Source organism: Nostoc sp. (assembly GCF_036917375.1).
Classification (GTDB): Bacteria; Cyanobacteriota; Cyanobacteriia; order Cyanobacteriales; family Nostocaceae; genus Nostoc.
Map to the genome: position 1 here is coordinate 25,365 of NZ_JBALDN010000050.1, position 26,156 is coordinate 51,520.

The following is a 26,156-nucleotide window of genomic DNA, read 5'->3' on the forward strand; positions in this document are numbered from 1 at the left end:
ATTACCAATTGATTTCAGCCAAAATTAAGCAATAAATAGAGTTAGTTTGACAAAAAAGCCGTGTTTACAGGATTAATCCAGGCATTAGGAACGATGGAACCCTTAGGGGGCGATTCTTGGCAAATTACTTGTGTAAGCCAGTCGGGTGAAGTAATTATGCAAGATTTGGCTTATGGTGACAGTGTTGCTGTAGATGGTGTTTGCCTGACAGTGGAACAAGTTTTAAAAGAAGGGTTTATTGCCACGGCTTCACCGGAAACTCTACGCCGGACAACCTTGGGGGGTGAGCAAACCCAAAGGAGATATGTCAATTTAGAAGCGTCGCTCAAGGTAGGCAGTAAAGTTGGCGGTCATTTTGTGATGGGTCATGTAGACGGCATCGGTCGATTGCTAGTGGCAGAACAAACGGCTAGTTCTTGGGAAATGACCTTTATTGCTTCCGTTGCGATCGCACGGTACATTGTCCCCAAAGGTAGCATTGCCGTCAATGGCATCAGTCTCACAGTCGCCGCTTATGAGCCAGAACTCTCCCAATTCAAAGTAGCGGTAATTCCCTTGACATACAGCGAGACAAATCTTCGCTACTTGGTTTCTGGCAGTTTGGTGAATCTAGAAGGGGATATTCTCGGCAAATACGTCGAAAAATTCCTTTATTCTGGCAACCCCCACACCAGAGGCACTGATAACAATAGTATAGATGGCATTACACCCGCATTCCTCGCAGAACACGGGTATCTCTGAATTTTAGATTTTAGATTTTGGATTTTAAATTAATCTAAAATCCAAAATCTAAAATTTCCAATCTAGCTGCCTGGTTCCTGGCTTACCTGAGCGGTTTGCAAACCTCGCACTAACTGGCTGAGGGCACTTTGTAATTCCACGCCTGGGTCAGTAGCAACCCACCCATCTTGTGTCAGGTGGCGGACTTCAAAGTGCAAGTGAGGGCCTGTGGAGTTACCAGTACTGCCAACTCGCCCGATGACAGTTCCAGGTTGTACCCACTGACCGGGTTGAACCAGGATTTCTGACATGTGACCGTAGAGAGTTTGTTCAGCGGATTTGTGATTCAGGATCACGGTTAAACCATAACCACCCACCCAGTTAGCAGTTTCCACTTGACCCGCAGCAGCTGCCAAAACTGGTGTTCCCGTAGGCGCACCCAAGTCTGTACCTGCATGGAAGCGTTGATTACCTGTGATTGGATGAATTCGCCAACCAAACAAAGAAGTAATGGGAGCGGGAATAGACAAGGGATACATCATTCCCGTACCGCTATAGGCAACTCTCCCCATGTAGGGAATTTGTGGCAATACTGATGCCAGTGAGAAGTCGTAAGCTACGTTGCTGGGGCGGGGTGCAATGTTGCCATCTGCCATTGGTGGCGGTAAAGTCCCACCACTCGGTGCAATGGGAGTTACACTCACTCTTGTGGGGCTGAATTCTGCGGGAGTCGGGATAAACCGATTCGGGCGAAATGCGCTCTTGGTGACACTGCTAGAACCACTTTGAGCAGCACGCCATCTACTGGTGTTGCCAGTAGTTGCAATTTGCCGCACAGTTGGAACTACTGGTAACTGGGCGTTTTGACTTCTTCTGAGCCAATTAGGTGCTGGTTTACCATTAGAATTAGCTACACTCCTCTGGGGTGCTTTGGCGCAAGCACCGCCTAATATACTTTGCCCTGACGGCAAAATGGCTCGACAACCACTGGAGCGTTCTGTAAGAATTACAGAGTTTGGTGCTTGATAAGTACCTGTTGCACCACTGTCATAACTATTAGGATCGATATAAGCGTTATTATAATCCTTGTTTTTCTCCGCCGTTGCACTGACAGGGCTGTTAGAGTTATTTGATGGTTGAGCAACTACTGGAAGTTTTTCAGGTGCATAGCGGGCAGGGGTATTGGGTTTTTCCTGTCTCACCCTTACAGGAGTAACCTGAGAGGCTTCTACTTTGGGCTTTGACTGTCTGATAATCACAACAGGTTCAGCAGCTTCGATTTTGGGTGTAGACTGCCTAACTGGCTCTTTTGATTGAGCAACCTCTGGCCTGCCCAGTCTCTGTCTGAGTCTGGCTCGCCGTTGGGAAAATTCCGGTTGTGCTTGAGGGGTTTCCGGTGCAACAGCCTGTTTCTTAAAAGTCGAGGCTTTAACTGGATTTGTAACTGCTGTTGGTTGAGAACTTTCAACAGTGGGAACGATGTTGTCTATTTGTGTTTCCGTTTGGGCAAACACGAAGCCACCGCTAAGGAGGCTAACGCTACTCAGCCAACAGAGGCTCTGGGCTGGTAGTGTTGAGGCAAAACGTTTTTTTGTTAGACCTTGCTGCCATAAGTAATGCAAACGATGATGGGCAGAATTATTGCGCTGCGTCATTTGTTCTCTCAGTTGTGTGTAATTAGCCTAAAGAGATGATGCTAGTGGTTTGTTTTGCCCAAAGAGCGAAATTTTGAACAAACCTCAAATTTAAACGGAAGATTTATGGTACCCCAAACTGATTGTACCGGGTTCAATATAAATTTCCGGTGTATTTAGTCCCTTTGTATCATGTGTTTCTAAATCAACTCGTAAATTTCCTTGAAGAGTCACTCCAACTACAGTACCCGAAAGATTATTGACGTACACCCGATCGCCCATGTTTGTAAGCAAATCTAAATAGCGAGACAAGAGTATGCTTACTCCTTCTTGAAAAAGGCACTCCATACCGGATTCTATTCCCAGCAAGACTCTAGAGGTGAGCATTTCCAGACAAGAAATTGGTCTAATATCTTGGGAAGCTTGCCACGATTCCAGATTGATTCCAGTTTCTGGGACTGGGTTTGTCCAGTTAATACCAACACCGATTACTGCTTGGGTGATTTGTCCTTTGTTTACTTTGGTTTCTGTCAAAATGCCGCCTAGTTTGCGACCATTTAAAACTAAATCGTTGGGCCATTTTATCCCAACATCTATACCGTGTTGGCGCAATTGCGACGCAATTCCCCAAGCAGTAGCGAAAGTTAGCTGGTAGCTGTCAGTAGCCTCTATTTTGTGGTCGAAAGAAATCGCCACGGAAACATATAATCCCCCAGCCGGAGAAATCCACTGGCGGCCCCATTGTCCCCGCCCAGCAGATTGCTGAGTTGCGATTACTACTGTTCCGGAAATAGCCCCTTGGTTGAGTAGGTTCCAGAGCGTTTGATTGGTTGAGGAAACGCTTTCAAAAAAATGAAGAGAAAATGGTAAATATGTATGCTTACGCCCTGCTTGCAAGGCTGCTTCCAAGTTTTGCAGATTAAATCCCACAGCAGTTAACCCAAATTCCGTTGTTCAAGTTAGCATTGATTGGCTGATGAGTGATTTCTGTTTAGGTTTGGTTGAAGATGCACACTTGGCACTGGCGCAATTGGGAAGGACTCCCCTATCTAACTTGTAGTATTCTGGAAGGTTGGCATCACGGCTTCTTTACCCAGCAGTTTTGGCCGCGATCGCCACAAGTTATCACAGAAGTATTGCAACCAGAGGCATCAGTCTATCGCTTAAAGCAGGTTCATGGCAATACTGTTCTCACCCCCCAAGAAGTTGAAAGCTTCTTAAGCTCTGCTGAAGAGGATTTCGCATCGGCAGATGGTTTAATGAGCGAACAGCCAAGACAAGCGGTTTGGGTCGCTAGCGCAGACTGTACACCCGTGTTGATTGGGGATGTGCAAACTGGACGGGTGGCGGCATTACACGCGGGTTGGCGGGGGACTGCTAAAAAGATTGTTCCCTTGGCGATCGCTCGATTACAATCTCAAGGCAGCAAACTTGATGATTTGAGGATTGCAATGGGCCCGGCGATCGCTGGTGAGGTTTACCAAGTCTCTATCGAAGTGGCTGCCGAAATTGGGGCTAGTATTATAGCACATGATGACGAAGAAAAAATTGTTCAAGCGTTGCATGAATTACCAAATTCACCTTTGCTAGAAGACCCTAATCCTGGCAAGGTACGGTTAGATGTGCGGCGAGTGAATACCTTACAACTGGAAAATATGGGAATTAGTGCAGAACAAATTGCGATCGCACCTTATTGTACTTTTCAAACTCCAGAACATTTCTTTTCTTACCGTCGGGAGAAAGAAAAAAAAGTACAGTGGTCAGGGATTGTTAGCAGCCAAACGAGTCACTAGTAGCCTGTCAGCTTTTTTGAATTGAGGGGTAAGCAAGTTAGTAGTAAGCACTAAAGTCCTTACTACTAACCCCAAAACTAACTTAACAAACTACAAAGTGTAAATTTGATACTCAATAAAAAGGTTCAAATTTCATCACTTGTTTTTGACGAAGGGAACTAATTGCTAAAAGTAAAATACTCAGTGTAATGCCTAAAACCGCATAACTCGGTAGGGCGAAGATAGTTACTTTCATAATGTATGGCAATTCCCCTGCTTTTACGTTCCAACGATTTGCTAGCGAGTGGATAAGCCAGCCATGAATAACTGCTGTTTGCACTGCAATACAGCAAACCCCTATGAACCAAACAGACATTCTTATCCTAGAGAATTTACAATACCTGATCTGATACAGGAAATCATTTAGCAAAAAAACAACAGCAGGTATTAACATTACAGAACTAGTTTCTTGTGAATAGTTGATGCCAATACTCAAGCAAGAAACTAGTACCATTTCTACCAAATATATTTTTTTTGACCAGTTGGTGAAAGATTGTTGTAAATACCAATACCAACCCGTCAAACCAAGAAGTATCATAACAATTAAGTTTGACAAAAGCTTGGCAAAAAATGGGTTATTAGGAACTAATCTTGGGCCCACAACCATCAAATCGAGACGACTGATCGATATATAAGGGCTAACTGCGGGATCGTTTTGCCAGAGGGAAAATCCACGAGATGAATCGGACACGAATTGTGCCAAAGAATTACCTGTCAAGGCTAGACCTAAAAATGCTAGAGTCGTTACTGTGACAACAGATACAAAAACTAGAGAGAACCGTCTTTTAAGTAGAAAATAGAGAATGAATAATGCAGCTAATGTTGGCTTACAAAGGGCAATACCCAAGCAAATTCCTGCTGGAATATCCTGATTTTTTCTAGCAAAGATAAACATCCATAAGGTCAAAATTGCAATAAAAATTGCAATATTACCAACTTGAAGATCGCGAACTACGCCATAAATCAAGGCAGCTGAAATTGTGCAAATAGTTCTTAGAGCTAGTGACTTCGACTCCAGCAATATATTCGCTCCCCATAAGGCCAAACCGATTGCTAATATATGCATTACAATCGAAATTTTAAATGCAGTATTCATCGAAAAATAGCCGAGAAACCAGATGAGAGGAATAATATTAGGTGGATACACAAACGGTGGAACAGATCCACACACCGTAGTTATGGTACAGAAATTTTGGTTAAAAATCTCGACATTAAAAGGACTCAAATGCTGATGAGCTAATTTACTCGCCACATAATACCAGTGAAAATCCCATAAAGGTGCATTTGGCTGGTTTAGGAAATCAATTAGCCAGCCTGTATAACAGATAAATCTCGTAACGACTAATACAACACATCCTTGGACGAAGAGGTTAACAATTGGTTGACTAAAAAATTTTATTAACCGCTGGATGACTGAAGATTTTAAGAATAAAGAATTTTTCCAGGCTGCCTTTTCTTCATCTAATCGCCAATTATTGTTGAGAACTAAAGCAACTAAAATTAGTATAATTAAGTTCCAAAATCCAAAGCTTATCATTAGAATTATTTCAATAATCATTTTTGCATTTAGTAAATAATATCGCTAAAGCAAATATGTACAATAAAGACTAAGATATTTTTATAGCCACTTCATAAACTTTTTACAATTCCTCTATGTACAATAAAGACTAAGATATTTTTATAATCACTTCATAAAGCTTTTATAATTCCTCCCTTTCCGTTAAAAAACAATAAAAGCAGGAAAAGATGTGTTTACATCGATACACAACATGATGATAATTTTGTACAATTTATAATTTATAGAAGTTAGCCCTTTCAAGGTGGGTAAAAATATTACTTGAAAAACCCTTTTTTAATCTCTTTTATCAGTGCTGTCTGCGTATGCAGTGGTTAGTTCAGTTACTTTTAACCAGAGAGTAGCGAGTGCGCCCTTGCAGTTAGTTCACTACACTGTTCGCGCTCTTAGCGTTCCCGCAGGGTAACAACTGGCACAGCATAGAGAGAAAAAAAGGTATTTTATGAGTCACCTTGAAAAGGCTAGTTCTAGAAGTTTTACATTAGACTTCTTGCAAAAGTGGGGGAAAAGGGGAAGGGGTAAAGGGCAAATAAACTCAAAATCCTTTCCCTTTAACCTCTTCCCTTTTTCCTCTCTTGCAAAAATACATTTTTGCAAGAGGTCTATTTTCTTCGCTCTACATCGTTTAATCTTACTTATTAAATAAAACGTGGCTTAATAACTCGCGGTGCATTAATGCCCTATCTACTAAAGATTGGATTTTCTCTGATGATAAAGGATCGCCATTGGCGTAATGCTCCATCCAAGTCAGACCAATCAAATTGGGGTCATTGGGTAAACTTGTTAAATCCCACCCAGGCATTTCTAAGTCTTCCATGAGACGATTGACTTTAGGATCATAACTGAGAGCAAAGCAGCGACAACCAACAGATGCAGCCATAATTAAACTGTGCAAACGCATCCCAATTGCCATTTCAACGCCACGAAACACACCTTTTAAAAGTTGCGGATCTTCCAGACACAAAATCTGGCTGACATCTTTAAGATGTGGTTGAATGGCTTCGGCAATACTTAAATCTTCACTTTTTTGAAACGGCAGTAGTAAAATAAATGCTTGCGTAGCTTTTTGAAAGTCAACTAAAGCGCGAGTTAAGTTTGCTAGACGTGTTTCTGTAAGTTGGGGATGCGATCGCAACGTTACCGCAACTCTCGGTGCAGGTAAATCCCAAAGTCCTGGAACTGGTTTAGATTCCAGCGCCCAAACCGGGTCAGGAGCTATAATACAAGGAATTTGCCAATCAGATAATAGAGCAGCACTGGCGCGATCGCGGACACTAACTTTGGTACAATTACTAAAGGTTTGCCGTGCCAACCAACGAGTTTGCGGACGCACTAACGGGCCAATACCCTGCGCCCAAGCAACAGTTTTCAAACCCATTTTCTGCGCTAGTGCCATTAGTCCCCCGTAATAAAATGGGCTGATGGTACTGGTAACATCTTGAATGAGACTCCCGCCGCCCCAAATCAAGGCATCACTTGAGCGTAAAGCTTGCAGTACAGCTAAGGGAGCCATGCGATCGTAGGTTTCTACATTGTAGCGATCGCGGGTTTCCTCTGGATTACCAGAAAGCACCACAGGCGTTACGTGAGATGGTAACATTTGCAAAAGCGTTGCCAATAAAGCTTCGTCACCACCATTACCTTTACCGTAATACCCAGACAATAATGCCCGCATCTTGACCATTTTGGATTTTGGATTTTAGATTTTGGATTAATAGCTATTGTTAAATGAATCTCTGTCCACCATATAGATGGTAAACTCATTCCCAAGTTCTATAACAGCGGTCAAACAACTTAGGACATTCATTGGCAAATCGTCAGAGAGCTACTGTCACAGTTATCCATAGCAGACTTGTCCTAAGCAGGATAGCAGGCGCTATAATTACTTACATTTTTTCAACTCCAAAGTGTTCGCTTCCGGTTTCATTGAAACAAGTCTTGCAACTTTGCGGTTTCTTGGTCTGTGTTTGGATACTTCGATACCTGGATAAAGGTTGCGATCGCTTCTGTTTAAAACTAGCTAATACAATAGACATCTAGTGAAAAATCCTTGTAGAAACTCGAAATTACGCGTCTCTACAAGGATTTAAATTTTCAAAAGATGGGTTTTGTTACACAAAAAGTAGGAGTAGAGTTCTAATGTGGAACTTGAAAACTGGTATTTTGCTACTCACGCTGAGTTGCATAATTGCAACTGGTATAACCGTATATCTTCTTGGCGGCATTGAACCAGCGCAAATTCAAGCTTTGCTGAAATCTTCTGGTATCTGGGCACCGATTATTTATATTGCTTTGTACGTTGTGGCAACTATGTTAGTTTTGCCCTCAACGGTACTAAATTTGACTGGAGGTGCCATTTTTGGCCCTTGGCTGGGTACTGTCTGGACTAGTGTTGGAGCAGTCATTGCGGCAATAATTGCCTTCATTTTTACTCGAACTATTGGACGCAAAGCAGTTGCAAAACGACTAGCAGGACGCTGGCAAGCTATGGATGCTGAGGTGCGTCGTGGAGGGCTTTTTTATATGTTTGCCATCCGATTAGTACCAATCATGCCCTATGGCTTGGTCAACTTTGTGGCGGGACTGACTTCAATCAGCTTTAAAGATTATGTTCTCGGTACAACACTTGGTACTGTTCCTAGTGTCTTACCTTTTGTACTACTAGGTAGTTCTGGTCTGAAGGCAGTGAATACAGGCGATTTTTTGCCGCTAATACTTGCATTAGGCTTAACTGGAACACTCGTGGCAGGGTCTACCTGGTATCGCCATCGTCGAACTTTTCCCAAAAAAGCTGTAGAAAGGCTGGAAAAATCAGACTCTTCAGATGACTCAACCTAAAGAATAAATAAACTATAACAATCTGACTTAAGTCTTATTAGGTATGGTGAGAAGCAAATCTTTATAATTACAAGCAGTCTATCAGCTGTTAAAAAATTAAACAATATTTTTAGATGTTACCAAAGTATTCATTCATTGTTCCAATTTATAACGAAGAAGAAATTATTCCAGAACTATACCGCAGACTGAGTGCAGTCATGAATCGGATGGATGGGCTTGTCGAATTAATTTTAATCAATGATGGTAGCCGCGATCGCTCCCTACAATTACTACGAGACCTCCATCAAAAAGACCCGCGTATTTGCTATCTGAGCTTTGCTCGTAACTTTGGTCATCAAATTGCAGTGACTGCTGGTCTTAATTTTGTCCGCGGTCAAGTTATTATCATCCTTGATGCTGACTTACAAGATCCACCAGAACTAATCCCCGATATGGTTGAAAAATGGCGACAGGGCTATCAAGTCGTCTACGCTCAACGCACTCAACGCCTTAAAGAAGGATGGTTTAAGCGTTTTACTGCCTATTTCTTTTATCGTATCCTTAAGAAGCTTGCAGATGTGGAGATGCCTACTGATACTGGTGATTTTTGTCTAATGGATCGGCAGATTGTAGATATTCTCAATTCTATGCCAGAACGTACCCGCTATATTCGTGGTTTGCGTTCTTGGGTTGGGTTTCAGCAAACAGCAATTCGGTTCGAGCGCAACCCTCGCTTTGCCGGGGAAGTTAAATATACTTTTAGCAAATCCTTAGTCCTTGCTATCAATGGCCTAGTGTCTTTTTCAATAGTGCCACTGCGGTTATCAACCTACTTAGGGTTATTAGCAGCGGCGGCGGCCATCTTCATGGCTTTATTAGTCTTGTATTGGCGTCTTTTTGTCCCCCATTCGCCTTTAACTGGGTTTACGATTATTTTGATGGCAATTTTCTTTCTTGGATCTGTGCAGTTAGTCAGTGTTGGCATCTTAGGTGAATATATAGGGCGCATTTACGAAGAAGTTAAAGCCAGACCTCTCTACACTTTGGCTGAGGTAGGTGGTTTTGCGCGCAAATCCTCCAACTCAACGAGCAATTCTGACAAACTAGATAATTTAGAAGACGCTTACAAATAAGAATATTTTTTTGGCGTTGCATAATAAAGGTTTGTTTAAACAAATATAAAATTAAAGCTACATATCACCTTGACAGTACTACTCTCCACTCCAAATCTCTAACTCCTAACTTTCTTATGCACACCCTTTCGATTCCCACCTGGATTATTCATGTTTCTAGCGTTATAGAGTGGATTGTCGCCATTTGGTTAATCTGGACTTACGGCGAACTGACTAATAACCGCAGCTGGTGGGGATTATCCCTGGCGATGTTACCAGCTTTAGTCAGTGCTATGTGTGCTTGTACCTGGCATTATTTCGACAACGCCGAATCTTTGGAATGGATGGTAACGCTTCAAGCTACCATGACTTTAGTTGGTAATTTTACGCTTTGGGCGGCTGCGTTTTTGATTTGGCGTTCGACCAAATCTGTTAACACTGTTGAACCAAAACCTATCAAATCAGAGCAATGATTTCTAAAGAAACCCTGTTTGCACTTTCACTGTTTCCCTATTTGGGTTTCTTGTGGTTTATCAGCCGCAGTCCGCAAATGCCGCGTTTGGCGCTGTATGGATTTTACGGCACTCTTGTCTTTGTTGCCATTACCATCCCGGCGGGGATTTATGCTGTATTGCATTATGGCGAGTCTTTAGCCAATGTGGATTGGTTGCACGGTGGTGCAGAACTATTTTTGACGCTTTCTAACATCTTGCTTGTGCTGGGTTTTGGGCAAGCTGTAAGGCAATTACAAATGAAAAATGAAAAAGAGTAAATTCAGCTATAGATAGCGTTTTGATTGCAATAAGGAAGAGTTAAATGGACGTAATTCCAGCGATTGATTTACTAGAAGGTCACTGTGTGCGACTGTATCAGGGAGACTACGATCGCTCGCAAGTTTTTAGCGAAAATCCTGCCGATGTTGCCAAACAGTGGGTAGATGAAGGTGCTACCAGATTGCATATAGTTGATTTAGACGGTGCCAAAGCAGGTAAAGTAGTAAACCTGGAGGCAATTGAAGCGATCGCTCAAGCAGTGTCAGTACCCATTGAAATTGGTGGAGGATTGCGCGATCGCACTAGCGTACAACAAGTATTTAATCTAGGCATACAGTGGGCAATTCTCGGAACCATTGCCGTAGAACAACCCCAGTTGGTGCAAGAACTCTGCCAAGAATTTCCCGAACAGATTATTATCGGTATTGATGCCCGTAACGGTCGAGTCGCAACTCGCGGCTGGTTAGAAACCTCGGAAGTTTTAGCAACTCAACTGGCTGTACAAATGCAAGAATTGGGCGCAGCCGCCATAATTTACACAGATATCCACCGGGATGGTACACTTACAGGCCCAAATTTAGAAGCTTTGCGAGAACTTGCAGCAGCAATTTCCATCCCGATAATTGCTTCTGGTGGGGTAAGTTCTGTCACCGACTTGTTGAGTTTGTTGGCGTTAGAACCTCAAGGCGTGACTGGCGTAATAGTTGGACGTGCCTTGTATACTGGGGATATTTTACTCAAAGAAGCATTACGAGCGATCGGGCCGGGGCGAATTCAGGATATTCCACCCAATCTCGGTTTTTCTACTTTTGCTTGACATTTTATTGGCAAGTTCGCTATCAAAATCTAGAATTACCCTGGTTGCGGTGGTGGGATAATCAGGGTAATTTGCTACAAATACGATGGGAGCAATGTCTACGACGGGCTACGCCTACGCAATGCTTGGCTGCTAAACTAAGAGAATTAAATATTAACCCCAATTAGTTAGTTTAATTATTTTGGCAACTATCTTTAGATAGATAAGGTAAACACTACATTATTTATCATTATAAATCTCTTACTAATTGTGAAAAATCTACAATTTATATTTAATTGATTTTGTCAAGATGTAATCCCCTGTATGATTTAAAAAATCAGCAAGGCCTTCTCTGGACTGAATTTATATTCATGCTTTCAGTAGATGCAGTTATGACTTTGCAAATGCAATAATTAATGTGTTCTCAAACAATAATAGTTGCTGTGATTCAGATAAAAAACTCAGATTTTATCAGACTCTAGTAACTTTGGTTTTTAGAAAATTGTTTGATGTTTTGAGAAGGTAACACAATGAATAAAATCCTAAAACGCGCACTTTTACCCAGCCTCATGGCTGCAAGTTTAGCTGGTGTAACCTTAGTTCCCGCCAAACCCGCTGCTGCTGATGACCAAGTACTAAGAGATGCAGGTATTGGGGCTGTTACCAACGTTGTAACCGGAGCTGTTAGGGGAAATGGCAGTGTATTAGGGAATGCTGTTAAAGGTGGTGTCACTGGTGCAGCCGTCAATGGTGCAAATGGTCTGAGACATACTCGCAATCGCCGCCACCGGAACGCCGCTCAAGATGTCGGAGTCGGTGCTGGAGCTAGTGCATTGACTGGTGTAATTACTGGCGATAAAAAAGATACCCTTGGCAATGCTATTGATGGTGCAGCTGTTGGTGGAGCAATCCATCTATTAACCAATGGTAAGTAATTGGTAAATTCATCAGCTAAAATATTTTCCAACGGTTAAAGAACTTACCTCTCCCTAATTCCTCTCCTTCGTAAAAAGAGCAAACCTAACCTCGTTTCCCTACTAGGGAAGCGAGGTTGTAGGTTAGATTTATTTGAGATATATACCACCGTCAGGATTGGATGACGTTAGGTTAATAGTAATTCCTAGCCCTTCAACGCCTTTCTAAAGTTTCGACGATAAGACTGATTTGTAATAAACAAAGCTGGCCATAGCAAAGATAAACCAATCCGATTGGTCAAAGTTGGATTAAAATTAGTCCGTCCAAACCCATTCCAAAACTTCCAAGCTCCGCCTCCGTAAACCACTATCAAGCCAAGAAAAATTAAGGTACTCATTCCCATCAACTCCGTTAGTAACTGACAGAATTTAAGTTAAGTTTTACCACACGAGGTTATCACCTCATAAGCAAAACCGAGAAGGTATGACAAAACTCCCCAGGTTTTGATATCTAAGTCAGTTAAACACACATTCTCTTATTCCAGTGTAGATTAGCCTCACGCATCCCAGCTAGTTATCAGCGGTGGCAAGCTAGTCAAAGGATGCAAAAGCGTTATTTTTGAGGTGTTTTGGCAACACATTTAAATGTAAATCCCGATCCTTTAGTACAAGAAAGTCTATACCATATTAAACTACAAAGTTCTGTGGTGCATGATTCTTATACTTCATTTACCCAATAAAGATAATATCTTTCATTATCCACCCAGCCTCTCTGAAAATCTTTGATAGAAACAATTTTCAAATCATTGCGGTTGACATTCAGTTTTTTATTTAAAATCAGCAAAACTTTCTTTCGCTCATTTTGATTTTGAAGTAGAGAATTAATCTGGCTTAATATCTCAGCTTGTTCTACTTCTTGACGACCTTTTTTAAATAAAGTAAAGCTTCCCATTTTTTCAATCTCTGGATAGTAAAACTTTCGATTAAGATAACCCGATAAAGGAGCCATATTCGCATCTCGACTGGCAACAATAAACTCATTATCTAATCCAGATTTTTGAATATATTGGGCTGTTTCGCGACTAGCAGAAAATGGTATAACTAAATCTCTTGAAAAACTATAAATTCCTCCCCCAAACTGGACATAGAGAATGAGCATCAAAGCCAGATAATGCCATTTGTGAATAAATGTAATTGAACTTGGAAGAATAGAAATTTTATTAAGTAAAACTATAGACTTGCGATAATAACTTCCCAGCCATAAAGCTGCAATTAAAACTAAATAGAAATGTCCAAAATGCCGTGGCATACCTATAAATCTCAAGTATGTAAAGGCAAATAATATACAATTACCAATCGTGTAGAAAAAGAAAATAACTGGCTTTTCAGATAATTTTATTAAAGTTAAAACTACAATAAATAAAGCAATTGTCGCACAAACAATTAAATCCAACCATCTTTTATGTGTAGGAATAATTAATAAATAACTACCAAATACTCTGCCGACGCTTCTCAACAGATGACGGATATCGAATTCTATTAGCCAACCATTATTTAACCCACCGTGAAGATAACTATCTGTCGGAGGAGTAATAATATAAATGGATAAAATGAAAAATAATGTGATAATTAAAATACTTAAAAATAAGTCGTACTTTTTGGTTTGACTAAAATAATGCTGTCGATGTTCGCTATCAAAACAAAATTCAACCAGTAAAGTTAATAATAAAGAAAATGATACTAGTAAACCATAAGCACTACTATTTGCTAGTAAACCCAATAGAATTGCCAAATAAGCATAAGTTATTTTTCTAGATGCAAAAACTGTACAGAATGCAAAAATAAATAACATACTAAAGGCATAGTTTCGAGAAATTAAAAGATATTCGTAAAAAGGAAAGAAGCCAAAGGAAAATAGAAATTTTTGTTGATGGTTAAAAGGGCTATACAGGCAAAAAAGTGTAACTGAAACAACAGTAATTGCCAAATGGAAAATTTGCATAATAATAGGATCGTCGACTATTTTTCTTAGAATTGCCAAAGAAAAATACCATAGAACAGGATGACCTTCATAATGAATATTTGCAATTAAATCCCCCAATGAACCACTATCTCTGACAATCAGCCAGGGATTCAGTTCATCTCGCCACATAGAATGGTTAAGAATACCTATTAAACCAAGAAAAGAAAAAAGAAGAATAATAAACGAAGGAGAATTCAAAGGTAGTTTTGAAGTATATTTGCTAATTTTATTGCTTAACATTGTTAGTTCAGAATCCAATTTGTTTGGCTCGTCAAGATTGCTGTAAATGCGATTATCATCAGATATTATTCTGACTCTTTAACTATTCAGACAGATGGATTCAGACTTCTGAATTATTACTCATTTTTACTTATAACTTTCTGGTATACCCACTGGTGATAAACCTGCGATCGCTCGTAAGTTTTGGCAACGAATCAACTCAGTAAAATTCAAACTGGAACGCCCTTCAATTTTGGCTACCGCTTCAATTGCTGATAAAAGGTGCTGTCCTGCTTCGACTTCTGAATAACCACGCCGCTGTGCTATTTTAATTGCGGCTGCATCGGCATTTAACTCTGACTCTTGAGATTTATTAGTGCGCCAAATCCGAAAAGCAGCGATCGCACTTAATCCCCCAGCGACAGCAACGCCTACGACATCTGACTGTGCTGCTTCTAAGAATCCGCCTAACAGTCCAGCCAACACTACGCCTTGATAAATGTCGGGTTTAAACCACTTTACCCCCGTCAACCAGCTAACCATCTGCAACAGCAGCAAGTCTCGTTGCGGCTTTGTCAGGCGACGCCACAAATCAAAATTAATATATATCGGTCGCGCTTGGTTCCAGGGTTGGGGAAAGGAAGCGTCAATTACTTTTGCTTGCTCTGGCTTACTGACGATTTTTGTCGTCATCCGACCAGAAGCAGGCATCACATCTAACAAACGGCGAATTTCAACATTTGGCTCCATAAATTTAATTATTAGCCATAATGTGCAGAGTAACTAGGTGTGTAAAAAATAAAGTTTTCATGTTAACCTTTGATTTATGAGATGCTTTCACAGTCATTGAATAGATTCAGATCGAGCTATAAGAATATTTATTCAGCAGTTTGATAGTATGGCGGGATTTTATAGTATTGCTTTGCCGCCAAATTCCAAACCTCAAAGTTTTGGCTTGCCATTAAGACTATATTTGTAACTACATGGACGCTTTTGCTACCCTCCCACCTGAATGGACAAATAAGGCAATACATGCCTATGATTTTTGCTGTCCTAACTGTCACTCAAGTAGCCTAGAAGCTGAGAAAGTTTGGCTAAATCGGCGATCGCCTGTTCTTACAGAAGACCGTCGTCGCAAATGGCAAGAGTTCTATTACTGCCACTGTGGTTCTGTGTGGTGGGCTTGGAGTAGCGATCGCCCCCCAAAAGATATATCCAATCAGCCAGATTACAATCCTACATAGCCAATTTTCTTCCTAAATAAAACCCCACCTAAAAGTGGGGTTTTGTTTATCTAATTCTGAGCTTTGCCAATTTTAGAAGGTGAAGGTAGTACGTAGAGTACCTACGTATTCAGTATCGTTAGCGTCGTTGTGCTCTGGATTGAAGATTACCAACAAGCCAGGTGTTACCTGAATATTATCAGAAACCTTGTACTTGTAAAGACCCTCTAAGTGATAAGAAGTACTGTCGTCAAAGGTAGTATTGCCAGCGACATTTTTGATGCTACCACCAGTAACTCTGGGTGGTTGACCAAAGATAATACCTAAAACGTTGCCTTCGCCACCAAAGTCTTTCAAAGCAAGCGCTCCAGCCCAATACCAAATATCTGCGTCTGTACCTGCATTAGCACCAGTCTTAGCATCAGCAGTTGTATAACCTCCCCAACCACTAATAGCCAACTTAGGACTAAATTGGAAGGTAGCTTCTACACCGTAGTTATTGGATTCAGTACGAGTGTTAGCCCCAAAAGGAGTGTTGGCAAAAATACTACCTGTACCTTGGAAAAGGTTATTGGCAGCAGTATCAGTTTGATAAGTGCGAGCGTAGGTTAGACCAATATTAAACGCTTTGGAGGGTTGGAAAGATAACTGACCAAAGATAGCGCTATCACCATCAAACAACCCATTATTAAGGGTAGGGTCGTTAGCAGTCCTAGCTATATAAGCACCGCTGAGACTGATGGCGCCTTTAGGATTGAAGGTAGCAGTTATACCAGCGCCACCTTGACCTTGGCGATATATGGGGCTGAAACGTCCATAGCGTGAGAGCGCACCTCTACCAGAGCTTGCAAAGTCAGAGTTGAAGTTATTGACGTTTTCGTATAATTCGGCACCAGTGGCGTCAATTTTGACACGCACTGCGTCAGTCAAGTTGAAAGCATAGTTGATTTTATCAATGCTAATGCTGTTGCCAGTATCTCCATCAAAACCTAAACGGCTCATGTTGGTACCAGTACCAGTACCCAATGCATCATTACCCCGATTGGAGACGACATTTCCAGCATTCAAACGAATTTGCAACTGGTCTTTACCAGTGAAACTGCTGTATAAGTTTAAACGAACGCGATCGCTAAAAGTGGTATTATAATTCAAGTCTTGAGTAGGAGCGCCACCACGAGCGGCTCTAGTGTCACCAAAAACATCAGACACGGCGAAAATTGCTTCTCCAACTAACTTGGTGGTAGTAGAGAACTGATTAGCTTCCAACTCAGAAGTGCGGGCTTCTAATCCATCAACACGACCGCGCAGAGTTGCTAGTTCAGCAGAATATTCTTCTTGCAAGCGCTGTAAAGTAGCTAAATCTTGTTTGCTGACCAAATCGGCAGTAGCTGTAGCAATCAGTTCGTTAACCCGATCTAAACAGGCGTTCAAACCTGCGGCAAATTCATAACGGGTTAAAGCACGGTTCCCACGATAGGTACTGTTAGGATAACCTGCAATACAGCCATAGCGCTCAACTAGAGATTGTAAAGCTTGGAACGCCCAATCTGTAGGCTGCACATCCGAAAACTGAGAAACTGATGTTACCTGACTCATATCCTTAGACTCTTGAGTTTCAGATAACTCGCCAACATTTGTTACTTGTTCGTTAACTTCAGCAGCTAGGGCACTATTAGCAACAAAAAATGTAGCGGCTAATACAATTGGACTAACCTTAAAAAGATTCCAGAATCGTTTTGTCATGTTTTTACTTTCACTCACACCTACAATAATCCAGTCATGATAAAATGCTTTAAACACTTTTCTTTCGTGGATTTTACACACAATCACAGCAACGATTATACATTTACCCTGTGATTATTACAAGCAATTCATTTAACATGCTGCTGAACTATAGTTTTTAATTAATTGATTTGGGAATCGCAAGATAATGCGGCGTTTGTGACGTAAAACTGTTCCTTCTTCTTCTAACTGCTGTAAGAGTCGGGTAACAGTTACTCGCGTAGTATTTAAAACTTCAGCAATATCCTGATGGGTAACATTTAAATCAATTAGCTTGCCCTTATCTACATCACGGCCAAATTTTTCACTTAACCAGACTAAAAACTGCCATAAACGTAGCGAAATTGGTTTTCGATGCACAATGCTTAGTAAATCCTCTGCTTGTTGAATATGAGACAACAAAGCATTAATATCTTGATGCCACAAATGAGGTGGCACAATGCTTACTTCTACGCCCGTGAGACATTCAATCTGGTAGGGTTTCACCTTAGACAAAGGATAGCCAATCAGATCCCCTATTCCCCAATAACCAAGAGTGATGAATGTTCCATCTTCACTCCACGTTAAGGTACGAACTGCACCATATTCAATTCGCCAAATTACGTCATTGTAAGGTGGAATTACTTCCCGACGGGTAAATATCTGTTGGGGTAATTGTCCCCCCAAAGCAGAACCATTTGACACGGCAGAAGAGTTTGAAGTAGGACTTGGGGAATACATCATTAACCGTAACTACATAATTATCAGGGAATCTCGCTATTTACAATGATTAAGAAACTCTAATAATTTGTATCAAAATTTACCTGTTTTAACTGAAGTCTATTCTTCTCAATTCAGAGCTAGGAACTAACTCCAAATCTACTGATGGGAACAACTTTTACATAAGGTATTTATCAGTGAGATATAGCCAAAATTTTTAGTTGTTTATCCGCTACTTTAATTGTGTAAGTTTAAGAATAGGTAAGCTTTTAGTAAAATATTGAATTAACTTATTTTTAATTATTTGGAAATTTGGTATTTTGTGAAGACGAAGTAAGTATGTCGGCGCCAATAATTATGAAGATATTAGGGTGGAATGGCACTCAATACTTCTCGGGTTTTGGGGAAAAGGGGAAAGGGTAAAGGGAAAGAAAAAACCTTTAACCCTTACCCTTTACTTTTTACCCCAAACCCGATTTCGAGTTAAAAATGCACAAAGCGAGAAATATTGGAATGGCACTTACTAAATCGCTGGATTTAGATCCCCAACTTCTTACAGACACCTGGAGGGTAGAAGTCGGGGATCTTTGCAGCATATCAATTAGGAGCGTTGACCGGTGACAATATATGCTACCCTTTGACCGATATTCGTAGCATGATCTGCCATACGTTCCAGACAACGAATTGCCAGTGCTAGTAGTATAATTGGCTCGACTACACCAGGCACATCTCGTTGTTGGGCTAAAGTCTGATAAACGCGATCGTAGGCATCGTCTACAGTATCATCTAGATGTTTTAAACGGCGTCCACTGGCTTCATCGAAATCTCCCAAAGCCTTTAAGCTAGTTGCTAGCATCGCCTGCGCGTGAAGGGACATAGCTTCAATGTCGGGCAAAGACGTATGAGGCGCGTAAGGAAAAATTTTAATCGCAATTTCAGCTAAATCCTCAGCATAATCGCCAATGCGCTCTAAATCTCGCACCAGCTGCATAAAGGCACTCAAGCAGCGCAAATCAGGAGCCGTAGGCGCTTGTAGCGTCATAATCGCCGTACAGTCTGATTCGATTTGTCTATAAAAGCGATCGATCTTTTTATCTAATCGGGGGAGTTCCTCAGCTGCTGTTAAGTTACGAGCAAATAACGCTTGGTGGCTGAGGCGAAATGATTGTTCTACCAAGGCACCCATGCGTAATACATCCCGTTCTAAGCGCCTAATGGCGCGTGCGAGTTGTGGTCTTTGAGGATTGGGAGTATAATCGACGGCTTTCACACTTGTTGTCTCAAAGGTGAAGATATTACTAACTATAGTCTTGGCTTAGGGAGTTTGCCATAACTTCGGGAAATTGGAGTTGCATCCACGCGCCGCCAGTTTCTGGATGGTTCATCGCTTTGATTGAACCACCGTGGGCAATTAGAATTTGCTCAACGATCGCTAATCCTAATCCATTGCCAACGATCGCTCCTATAGAATTACTATCTTGGGGGGAATGAGTTCGGGCTTTATCTCCTCGATAAAATCGCTCAAAAACGTGGGGTAAATCTGCCTCAGAAAAGCCGACTCCAGAATCAATAAGATTTATTTCCAAGATTGGGAAAGCAGCATCGCCCTGATTATTATTCGTCGAGCGAATTTTTGCATGAACTTGAATGCTTGTACCAGGAGAACTGTATTTAATGCTGTTGTCTAGCAAGTTGAGAAAAACCTGGTAAATTCGGGCTTTATCTGCCTTAATCCACAAATTTTCTGGCCCAGAATAAGAAAAAGACAGATGTTGGCGCTGTGCCAAGGGTTCTAGTGTTTCCCAAACAGATGTAATGAGCGATCGCAATTCTACAGCTTTGGCTTGCAATTGGATATTTGGGTTTGCTTCCATCTGGGTAAGGTCTAACCAGCTTTGCACTAAGTTAATTAGTCGATCAACTTCTTGCATGAGGCGGTTAACCCAGCGATTTAAAGGTGGTTCCAAGCGATTTTGTAAAGTTTCTACAACCAAGCGAATCGAAGTTAGCGGTGTTCTGAGTTCGTGTGCTAGATCGGAAAAATAGCGATCGCGTACTTGATTTATATCTAATAGGGGTTGACGATTTTCTAAAAATACCCCTACTTGTCCATTGGGTAAAGGCAAGCTAGAAGCCCGCAAAGCCAGAGATTTGATTGTTCCCATCTCTGCTGCATCATCACAAGATGGATGAAATATCCATTCTCCCGTTTGTGGTTTTTGCAAATCGCGAGTTTGCTCAATTAAATGGTCGAGTTCATAAGACCTGACCAACTCTAATAACAAGCGCACTTGTTCTGGTTGCCACCTTTGCAGATACAAAATTTCCTGCGCCTGTCGATTACACCACAGCAATTGATTTTCCTCATCCACCTGCAAATATCCCACTGGAGCAAAATTTAGCAGGTCTTGATAAGTTTGCAACGACTGCTGCAAATCTTGCCGCTGCTGTTTCACCATCGCTATTTCTTGCCGCAACCCAGGAATCAGCAGCAGTCCCATCTTGTAAGAATGCGAGGTTAACGGTCGGAGTAAGCGCCCCAGGTAGCGGTTAAGTTGAACCTGTTGCCAAATCCAAAACCCAATGCCTACCGCTAAACCCAGAAAAAATCCCAATAAAAGCATTTGAGTTGTTAGTTTTTTGGTGACTACTAAAAACTAACAACTATCCCAACTAATTATCCAAACCTATAGCCAAAACCTCTTACAGTCACAATATATTCCGGATGACTGGGGTCTTGCTCTAATTTTTCCCGCAACCACCGAATGTGAACGTCTACAGTTTTACTATCGCCGACAAAATCCGGCCCCCAAACCTGATCGAGCAATTGTTCCCGTGACCATACCCGGCGGGCATAACTCATAAACAGTTCCAGCAAACGGAACTCTTTGGGCGAAAGACTCACTTCTTGACCGCGAACCAGCACGCGACATTCTTGGGGATTCAAGGAGACATCCTTAAATTTTAATACTGGTATTGGTGGTAAATTACTTAGGCGTTGGCGGCGGAGTAAAGCGCGACAACGAGCCACTAACTCACGCATACTAAAGGGTTTGGTCAGGTAGTCATCTGCACCCACTTCTAACCCCAACACACGGTCAGTTTCACTACCCTTAGCACTAAGCATTAAAATAGGTACTGGGTTGCCTTGATGACGCAGCAAACGGCAAATATCTAGCCCATTGATTTGCGGCAGCATCAAATCAAGAATTACCAGATCGAAGGGAAGTTCCCCTGAATTGGTTTCAAAACTTTTGAGATACTCTATAGCAGACCGCCCATCGGGAGCAGTTATCACCCCGTAACCTTCTTCTTCCAGAGCTACAGCTAGCATTTCCTGGATTAATTCTTCATCTTCTACTACTAGAATACGGCTGGTTTGTCCAATGTCCGTTCTGGCAGAGTATTTGGTCGATTCACTGGTATACATTGATATCACAAAAGTCTACGACTGTGCTTGTATCAATTAGGATGATTAAGTCTATTATCTCGCCTTACTGCAACCGCGCTTCTACTGGGATTAATTCTTTTAGATTTTCTTTACAAAAAGTAACATTTACCACAGCAGTCTTCTAAATCATAAATCATTGTGGCTGCAAGCTTCTAATAGTTTTTTTAATTAAAGACTTTGAATTTTCGATTCTGTCTTCAAAAGATCCAAAGACATTATTGCATGAAGATTATCTTGACAGAGGAAATTAGGTTAGGTATATTTGTCTTAGTACAAAAGTACTATTTAGCCTCAAAGGGAAAACTATACCTGAAAAACAGAAGGACATATATGTGGAAAATTCGTACCCACTAAGTGTCAGATGTGGATCATTTCAGTATTTCCACTGCGTTAAAAATGTTGATTAAAAGGCTACTCTGATGTCTGCATAGGGTAGTCATTGGTATGGCTTGCTACCCAATAAATCATTTGCCTATTGAAGGGAGTTGGAAGATGACTACAGTTGGAGTCAAAGACAGCAAACAACAACTAATGCAAGCATTTCAACAAATTATTATCCAAAGAAAAAAACTTGAATCTAAAATAGCAACCAAACAAGAGGAAGCAGAAAAGGCAAAAAGTCAAGAAATTCTGCAAGCAGCTTCTGCATATACAATTGATAGTATTGTCAAAGGTTTAGCTGATTTACAATTAGAGTTTGGCAGTATTCTCAATGGATTATCTGAAAAACTAGCTCAGGAAAATTCCAAGTTAGATGAATTGAACCGAGCTATAGAAATTGAAACCCAACGGCTACAAGAACTGCAACAAATTAGAGTTGTAGCGGATACTCTAGACGTTTTAAGTCAAGAACACCAAGAAAAATTAAAAATTCTCGAACAAGATACTATTAGCAAAAAGGAAGCACTAGAGAAAGAAATTACAATCAGACGGAAAGACTGGCAAAAAGAGCAAGCAGAGTATGAAGAAAAACTTCAAGCATATAACGATTTATTAGCCAAAGATCGCCAGCGAGAACAAGAAGAATTTCAGTATAAGTTAGAAACTACTCGTAAACTCAATACAGACAGCTACGAAGGGATAAAACGCCAACAACAAAGGGAAATACTAGAAAATTCTCAAAGGAAAGAGAAAGATTGGGCACAACGAGAAAAAATCTTTGCTGAACGCCAACCACTCTTTGCAGATTATGAACAAAAAGTAACTACATTTCCTAGTGAGCTGGAAGAAGCCGTTAAGAAAGCTAGAGAAGAGGCAATTAAAGAAACAAGCCAAAAAGCTAAAATCGAGGCTGATTTATTTGAAAGAGAATGGGAATCTAACAAACAGAGCTATGAACAAAAAATTCAATCTCTGGAAGAAACAATTAAGAAACAATCTGAGCAAATAGAAGGGATTTCTGCTCAATTGCAAACTGCATTAAAACAAGCACAAGACTTAGCTATGAGGGCTTTTGGTAGTTCTAACCCTAAATAGTTGTGAGTTCGTAGCATCTTAATTATTTTGAATTCCTGAAGAGGAGGTTTGTTGTGGTGGGGAAAAAACCGACTGATAAGAATACTAAAGTAGAAATTCTTCAGGCGTATGAGGAGTTGGCAAAAGAAAAAGCAGCACTGAAATCAGAACTTGATAAGGTTGCCAAAGAAAACCAGTCTGGAACTAAAGAACAGCCTAAATTAGAACAAAAAACAGCTATGAATCAGCTTTCTAGTGTCCAACAGAAGATGAACAATACAATTGAAAGCTTGGCAAAGATTCAATTAGGTTTTGGCAGTGCTGCTAATGAATTATCAGAACAGCTAACCAAGAAAGCTTCTAAATTGGAAGAAATTAGGCGAACTTTAGAAGAAGAAATCCAACAATTAGCACAACTGCACAATTTAGAAATTTCTGATGATATCTTGGATACTCTCATCCAAGCCTATGAAGATAATACTAAAGCTTATCAGGAAGAATATAGTCAACGTTCTGAAGTGTTATTCCAAGAAATACTAGAGCAAAGAAATACTTGGGGAAAAGAACAAGAGGAACAGCAACGGGCGATAAAAGAACGGAATGAAAACTTGAATAAAACTCGGCAACGCGATGCAGCAGAGTACAAGTATAATCTAGAACTTCAGCGGCAACTGCAAAATGACGAATACGAACAAGAGCAGAAAGCGCTATATAAGCAATTAGAAGAATTATTACAAGAAACAGAAAAGCAGTGGGCTGAACGGGAGAAAGCCATTTCTGAGAGAGAGAAACAATTTGAAGAGTTAAAAGCTAAGGTAGAGGCTTTTCCGAAAGATAAAGAAGCAGCCATCAAAAAAGCTACAGAAGAAGGCAAAGGCATCGCCCACTACCAAGCTAAGGTAAAATCAGATTTATATTCTAAGGAAGTGGAAGGGCAAAAGCGTTTCTATGAACAAAGACTGCAATCTCTAGAACAAACTATTACTAATCAAGAGACGCGAATTCAAAATCTTTCTAAACAACTGGAATCTGCTCTCAAACAAGTTCAGGATTTGGCAGTTAAAGCTATTGAAGGTACTTCAAATGTGAATTCATATCAGGCAATTAAAGAAATAGCTTTAGAACAGGCAAAGACTCAAGCAAAAAATAAATAAGCTGATTTAATTTTTGATGAAAATTGTAGAGACTTAAATTCAATTAAGTCTCTACAAATAACTCTAATGCTTTTTATTCAGTTTTCTTTGGTTTTTTGAGGTCTGGCGGAGGTTGTATTTTCTTCTTCTTTGTTGGGCTAGCCTGCGTTTGCTTCAATGCTTTGTTGGAATTTTGTTCTTGACTAGACATAATACTAACTTTTAATATTTACTACAATATTATTTAGATTACAAGTATCATTGATTACATCAATATATCATAGAGAATTAAAGTTTTACTAAAAAAAGTTAGTAAATAATGTTACCTTTGTAGCAACCTTCACTTTCAATGGTCTAAATACAAATCTTAATAAGTATCTATTAAAAAAATTATGCTTGAGTTGAGTCTAAAAGCTCAAGTCTACCTCAACCCATACTTTAATGAATCTTTATTTTAATTACGTATTTCTTTAGTAGCATTTCCTCAAAAACTTAAATAAGCTAATAACAAGTTATTCAAAGTTTAAAAAATGGATATCATTCAAAATATTAATGAAGCATCTACATTTGCAACAGTAGGTGCAGTGGTAGGAGTGACTGTGTACCACAGTATTGGAGGTGCAGGCCTAGCAATCGGAGGAACTGCTTACGGAATAGGTTTAGTAGGATTTGCTGGGACTGGTGCAGTTGCTGGATTAGCTATTTACGGGGTAAAAAAGTCAGTTTTTGGATAATTAAGTTGGCTTTTAAATTGGTTTTAAGTTAAATAATCATCGAAATTAAAATAATAAATTTAAAACCCCTGTTTTGAATTTTATCGGACAGCAGAAGGAGTAAATGATTCTCGTGCTAGGGCTATTTTAGACAAGTTAGTAGGAATTGAGGACTAGAAACCGGGTTTTTCCGAAAAACCCGGTTTTTAAATACGATTGTCACAAGGACAAATGTAAATTTAAGTAGAGACGAAGCTGTTATACCAATTCGCAATTCGCAATTCGCAATTAAGAAATCTAGCTCCAGCAAGACTTTCCTGATTTCCATCTGTTGCCGAGTTTTAGAGAATTGGTATTATTTCTAAGAATCTGTTGATAGCCAATTCTCTAAGCTTAGTCCTTCAACTCGCATCAAGTCAGAGTCATTAGAAACCAGAATTAATCTGCGTACAATTGCCGTAGCTGCTATCAATACATCAGCCTCTTGTATTTTCCTACCCTTTCTTTTTAAATCTGCATGAATTTCGCAGGATTTTTCTATAATTTCTAAATCATCTAAAAATAAAATTCTATAAATTCCACAGAATTTATTTAAATCAGATATCTGTCTGCTAGCATTTGCATAAAGCAATCCTCTTTTGGATTCAAAATATGTTATACAACTTATAAATACATCTTCTCCGAGAAAACGCACCTCCTCTAGCTTACTATTTACTTTCTGATTCTTCTTCAAAATAGCCGTTAATATATTTGTGTCGAGAAGATAGCCCATTTTTTATTCCTATCTCCTTTTCACTGCTGCATCAAACATCTCTATTTGCTCTGGTGTTAAATCATTTAATGTCCCCGAAACTGCCTCTATTACTAAAATACTATCAATTCTGTCTGTTAATTCACCATCCGAAAGAGCATTTATAAATTCTGGTGAAAACTTATCCAATAAATTAACTAAATGTTGAATAATTTCTTGTTTATCTAATCTTTCTTGATAGAGACTATTACCTTGAATTAAGCGATCCACAGTTTTTGATAATCGTGCGATCGCCATATCTCTTTTCCCTGAAACTTCCTGCATAACTTCCTCCTAATTCGTAACTGATTTATTCAATTATAGTCAATCTCCCTTAACCCTTCTCTATGTCAATACGGTTCAGTTAAGGGTTAGTGGTGTAGGTAATTGGTCTTTAAGACGCGATTTATCGCGTCTCTACATGAGGGTTTTGGGCTTATCTGAACCGTATTGTTCTCTATGTAAAAAAAGGCGGGCTTTTCAGCCCACCCTAC

Annotated in this window: 26 protein-coding genes; 12 read left to right on the forward strand and 14 right to left on the reverse strand. The window is 40.3% G+C overall.

The annotated features are described in order from the left end of the window. Positions 1-60 precede the first annotated feature (60 nt). Entirely contained in the window at positions 61-741 is a 681-nt protein-coding gene (locus V7K45_RS12960) for a riboflavin synthase (protein ID WP_335003917.1), read from the forward strand. 62 nt (positions 742-803) lie between these two features. Here the strand turns inward: V7K45_RS12960 and V7K45_RS12965 are convergent, their stop codons facing one another. Next, positions 804-2,375, reverse strand: a complete 1,572-nt coding sequence (locus V7K45_RS12965) for a M23 family metallopeptidase (RefSeq protein WP_335003919.1) — start codon at positions 2,373-2,375, stop codon at positions 804-806. A 90-nt stretch (positions 2,376-2,465) separates the two neighbouring features. Further along, a complete protein-coding gene (locus V7K45_RS12970; RefSeq protein ID WP_335003921.1) occupies positions 2,466-3,284 on the reverse strand; it encodes a biotin--[acetyl-CoA-carboxylase] ligase in 819 nt (272 codons plus the stop codon). 77 nt (positions 3,285-3,361) lie between these two features. Between V7K45_RS12970 and pgeF the strand changes: the two genes are divergently transcribed. After that, positions 3,362-4,147, forward strand: a complete 786-nt coding sequence (gene pgeF, locus V7K45_RS12975; RefSeq protein WP_335003923.1) for a peptidoglycan editing factor PgeF — start codon at positions 3,362-3,364, stop codon at positions 4,145-4,147. A 112-nt stretch (positions 4,148-4,259) separates the two neighbouring features. Here the strand turns inward: pgeF and V7K45_RS12980 are convergent, their stop codons facing one another. Then, entirely contained in the window at positions 4,260-5,744 is a 1,485-nt protein-coding gene (locus tag V7K45_RS12980) for a glycosyltransferase family 87 protein (protein ID WP_335003925.1), read from the reverse strand. Positions 5,745-6,393: 649 nt separating this feature from the next. After that, positions 6,394-7,437: a polysaccharide pyruvyl transferase CsaB gene (gene csaB, locus V7K45_RS12985; RefSeq protein ID WP_335003927.1), complete on the reverse strand. Its 1,044-nt coding sequence runs from the start codon at positions 7,435-7,437 to the stop codon at positions 6,394-6,396. A 464-nt stretch (positions 7,438-7,901) separates the two neighbouring features. On the opposite strand from csaB, the gene V7K45_RS12990 reads away from it, so the two are divergent. From V7K45_RS12990 to V7K45_RS13015, 6 genes are all read left to right on the forward strand, one after another. Further along, the gene (locus V7K45_RS12990; RefSeq protein WP_335003929.1) at positions 7,902-8,600 is read left to right on the forward strand and encodes a TVP38/TMEM64 family protein; all 699 of its coding nucleotides are present in this window, start codon (positions 7,902-7,904) and stop codon (positions 8,598-8,600) included. Positions 8,601-8,713: 113 nt separating this feature from the next. Beyond that, on the forward strand, positions 8,714-9,712 hold the full coding sequence (locus V7K45_RS12995; RefSeq protein WP_335003931.1) for a glycosyltransferase family 2 protein: 999 nt from the start codon (positions 8,714-8,716) through the stop codon (positions 9,710-9,712). Positions 9,713-9,828: 116 nt separating this feature from the next. Then, entirely contained in the window at positions 9,829-10,164 is a 336-nt protein-coding gene (locus V7K45_RS13000; RefSeq protein WP_335003933.1) for a DUF2499 domain-containing protein, read from the forward strand. Further along, positions 10,161-10,463, forward strand: a complete 303-nt coding sequence (locus V7K45_RS13005; protein ID WP_335003935.1) for a DUF3593 domain-containing protein — start codon at positions 10,161-10,163, stop codon at positions 10,461-10,463. The genes V7K45_RS13000 and V7K45_RS13005 overlap by 4 nt, the downstream gene beginning before the upstream one ends. A gap of 44 nt (positions 10,464-10,507) precedes the next feature. After that, positions 10,508-11,281 carry a 1-(5-phosphoribosyl)-5-[(5-phosphoribosylamino)methylideneamino]imidazole-4-carboxamide isomerase gene (gene hisA, locus V7K45_RS13010; RefSeq protein WP_335003937.1) on the forward strand — a complete coding sequence of 258 codons (774 nt, stop codon included), beginning with the start codon at positions 10,508-10,510 and terminating at the stop codon, positions 11,279-11,281. A gap of 509 nt (positions 11,282-11,790) precedes the next feature. Next, on the forward strand, positions 11,791-12,195 hold the full coding sequence (locus V7K45_RS13015; RefSeq protein WP_335003939.1) for a hypothetical protein: 405 nt from the start codon (positions 11,791-11,793) through the stop codon (positions 12,193-12,195). 185 nt (positions 12,196-12,380) lie between these two features. Here V7K45_RS13015 and V7K45_RS13020 read toward each other — a convergent pair whose 3' ends face one another. The 3 genes from V7K45_RS13020 to V7K45_RS13030 form a co-directional block, all read right to left on the reverse strand. Continuing rightward, positions 12,381-12,572 carry a hypothetical protein gene (locus tag V7K45_RS13020; RefSeq protein WP_335003941.1) on the reverse strand — a complete coding sequence of 64 codons (192 nt, stop codon included), beginning with the start codon at positions 12,570-12,572 and terminating at the stop codon, positions 12,381-12,383. 320 nt (positions 12,573-12,892) lie between these two features. Then, positions 12,893-14,455, reverse strand: coding sequence for a hypothetical protein (locus V7K45_RS13025; protein WP_335003943.1), 1,563 nt, complete (start codon positions 14,453-14,455; stop codon positions 12,893-12,895). Between the two features lie 108 nt (positions 14,456-14,563). Next, positions 14,564-15,166, reverse strand: coding sequence for a DUF3318 domain-containing protein (locus tag V7K45_RS13030; RefSeq protein WP_335003945.1), 603 nt, complete (start codon positions 15,164-15,166; stop codon positions 14,564-14,566). A gap of 233 nt (positions 15,167-15,399) precedes the next feature. Here V7K45_RS13030 and V7K45_RS13035 point away from each other — a divergent pair, with 233 nt between their 5' ends. Then, entirely contained in the window at positions 15,400-15,660 is a 261-nt protein-coding gene (locus V7K45_RS13035) for a hypothetical protein (RefSeq protein WP_292774854.1), read from the forward strand. A 72-nt stretch (positions 15,661-15,732) separates the two neighbouring features. Here V7K45_RS13035 and V7K45_RS13040 read toward each other — a convergent pair whose 3' ends face one another. From V7K45_RS13040 to V7K45_RS13060, 5 genes are all read right to left on the reverse strand, one after another. Beyond that, positions 15,733-17,382, reverse strand: a complete 1,650-nt coding sequence (locus tag V7K45_RS13040; RefSeq protein WP_335004098.1) for an iron uptake porin — start codon at positions 17,380-17,382, stop codon at positions 15,733-15,735. A 132-nt stretch (positions 17,383-17,514) separates the two neighbouring features. Continuing rightward, on the reverse strand, positions 17,515-18,144 hold the full coding sequence (locus V7K45_RS13045; protein ID WP_335003947.1) for a Crp/Fnr family transcriptional regulator: 630 nt from the start codon (positions 18,142-18,144) through the stop codon (positions 17,515-17,517). Positions 18,145-18,721: 577 nt separating this feature from the next. Continuing rightward, the gene (phoU, locus tag V7K45_RS13050) at positions 18,722-19,390 is read right to left on the reverse strand and encodes a phosphate signaling complex protein PhoU (protein WP_335003949.1); all 669 of its coding nucleotides are present in this window, start codon (positions 19,388-19,390) and stop codon (positions 18,722-18,724) included. 28 nt (positions 19,391-19,418) lie between these two features. After that, positions 19,419-20,744: a sensor histidine kinase gene (locus V7K45_RS13055; protein ID WP_335003951.1), complete on the reverse strand. Its 1,326-nt coding sequence runs from the start codon at positions 20,742-20,744 to the stop codon at positions 19,419-19,421. 53 nt (positions 20,745-20,797) lie between these two features. Continuing rightward, entirely contained in the window at positions 20,798-21,550 is a 753-nt protein-coding gene (locus tag V7K45_RS13060; protein ID WP_094349166.1) for a winged helix-turn-helix domain-containing protein, read from the reverse strand. Between the two features lie 513 nt (positions 21,551-22,063). On the opposite strand from V7K45_RS13060, the gene V7K45_RS13065 reads away from it, so the two are divergent. From V7K45_RS13065 to V7K45_RS13075, 3 genes are all read left to right on the forward strand, one after another. Continuing rightward, the gene (locus V7K45_RS13065) at positions 22,064-23,047 is read left to right on the forward strand and encodes a hypothetical protein (RefSeq protein ID WP_335003953.1); all 984 of its coding nucleotides are present in this window, start codon (positions 22,064-22,066) and stop codon (positions 23,045-23,047) included. 53 nt (positions 23,048-23,100) lie between these two features. Continuing rightward, positions 23,101-24,180, forward strand: a complete 1,080-nt coding sequence (locus V7K45_RS13070) for a hypothetical protein (protein ID WP_335003955.1) — start codon at positions 23,101-23,103, stop codon at positions 24,178-24,180. A gap of 509 nt (positions 24,181-24,689) precedes the next feature. Next, positions 24,690-24,893 (forward strand): hypothetical protein, encoded by a 204-nt coding sequence (locus V7K45_RS13075; RefSeq protein WP_335003957.1) that lies wholly within the window; start codon positions 24,690-24,692, stop codon positions 24,891-24,893. Between the two features lie 340 nt (positions 24,894-25,233). Here the strand turns inward: V7K45_RS13075 and V7K45_RS13080 are convergent, their stop codons facing one another. Together V7K45_RS13080 and V7K45_RS13085 are read right to left on the reverse strand one after the other, a co-directional pair. Continuing rightward, positions 25,234-25,644, reverse strand: coding sequence for a type II toxin-antitoxin system VapC family toxin (locus V7K45_RS13080; protein WP_335003960.1), 411 nt, complete (start codon positions 25,642-25,644; stop codon positions 25,234-25,236). Between the two features lie 9 nt (positions 25,645-25,653). Further along, a complete protein-coding gene (locus tag V7K45_RS13085) occupies positions 25,654-25,947 on the reverse strand; it encodes a hypothetical protein (RefSeq protein WP_335003962.1) in 294 nt (97 codons plus the stop codon). Between the last annotated feature and the right edge of the window lie 209 nt (positions 25,948-26,156).

Coding starts and splice junctions, on each gene's coding strand:
- V7K45_RS12990 (WP_335003929.1), top strand. CDS start 7,902: ATGTGGAACTTGAAAACTGGTATTTTGCTACTCACGCTGAGTTGCATA.
- hisA (WP_335003937.1), top strand. CDS start 10,508: ATGGACGTAATTCCAGCGATTGATTTACTAGAAGGTCACTGTGTGCGA.
- V7K45_RS13080 (WP_335003960.1), bottom strand. CDS start 25,644: ATGGGCTATCTTCTCGACACAAATATATTAACGGCTATTTTGAAGAAG.
- V7K45_RS12980 (WP_335003925.1), bottom strand. CDS start 5,744: ATGATTATTGAAATAATTCTAATGATAAGCTTTGGATTTTGGAACTTA.
- csaB (WP_335003927.1), bottom strand. CDS start 7,437: ATGCGGGCATTATTGTCTGGGTATTACGGTAAAGGTAATGGTGGTGAC.
- V7K45_RS13030 (WP_335003945.1), bottom strand. CDS start 15,166: ATGGAGCCAAATGTTGAAATTCGCCGTTTGTTAGATGTGATGCCTGCT.
- V7K45_RS12965 (WP_335003919.1), bottom strand. CDS start 2,375: ATGACGCAGCGCAATAATTCTGCCCATCATCGTTTGCATTACTTATGG.
- V7K45_RS13075 (WP_335003957.1), top strand. CDS start 24,690: ATGGATATCATTCAAAATATTAATGAAGCATCTACATTTGCAACAGTA.
- V7K45_RS13015 (WP_335003939.1), top strand. CDS start 11,791: ATGAATAAAATCCTAAAACGCGCACTTTTACCCAGCCTCATGGCTGCA.
- pgeF (WP_335003923.1), top strand. CDS start 3,362: ATGCACACTTGGCACTGGCGCAATTGGGAAGGACTCCCCTATCTAACT.
- V7K45_RS13065 (WP_335003953.1), top strand. CDS start 22,064: ATGACTACAGTTGGAGTCAAAGACAGCAAACAACAACTAATGCAAGCA.
- V7K45_RS13040 (WP_335004098.1), bottom strand. CDS start 17,382: ATGACAAAACGATTCTGGAATCTTTTTAAGGTTAGTCCAATTGTATTA.
- V7K45_RS13035 (WP_292774854.1), top strand. CDS start 15,400: ATGGACGCTTTTGCTACCCTCCCACCTGAATGGACAAATAAGGCAATA.
- V7K45_RS13020 (WP_335003941.1), bottom strand. CDS start 12,572: ATGAGTACCTTAATTTTTCTTGGCTTGATAGTGGTTTACGGAGGCGGA.
- V7K45_RS13005 (WP_335003935.1), top strand. CDS start 10,161: ATGATTTCTAAAGAAACCCTGTTTGCACTTTCACTGTTTCCCTATTTG.
- V7K45_RS13055 (WP_335003951.1), bottom strand. CDS start 20,744: ATGCTTTTATTGGGATTTTTTCTGGGTTTAGCGGTAGGCATTGGGTTT.
- V7K45_RS13000 (WP_335003933.1), top strand. CDS start 9,829: ATGCACACCCTTTCGATTCCCACCTGGATTATTCATGTTTCTAGCGTT.
- V7K45_RS13060 (WP_094349166.1), bottom strand. CDS start 21,550: ATGTATACCAGTGAATCGACCAAATACTCTGCCAGAACGGACATTGGA.
- V7K45_RS13045 (WP_335003947.1), bottom strand. CDS start 18,144: ATGATGTATTCCCCAAGTCCTACTTCAAACTCTTCTGCCGTGTCAAAT.
- V7K45_RS13085 (WP_335003962.1), bottom strand. CDS start 25,947: ATGCAGGAAGTTTCAGGGAAAAGAGATATGGCGATCGCACGATTATCA.
- V7K45_RS12995 (WP_335003931.1), top strand. CDS start 8,714: ATGTTACCAAAGTATTCATTCATTGTTCCAATTTATAACGAAGAAGAA.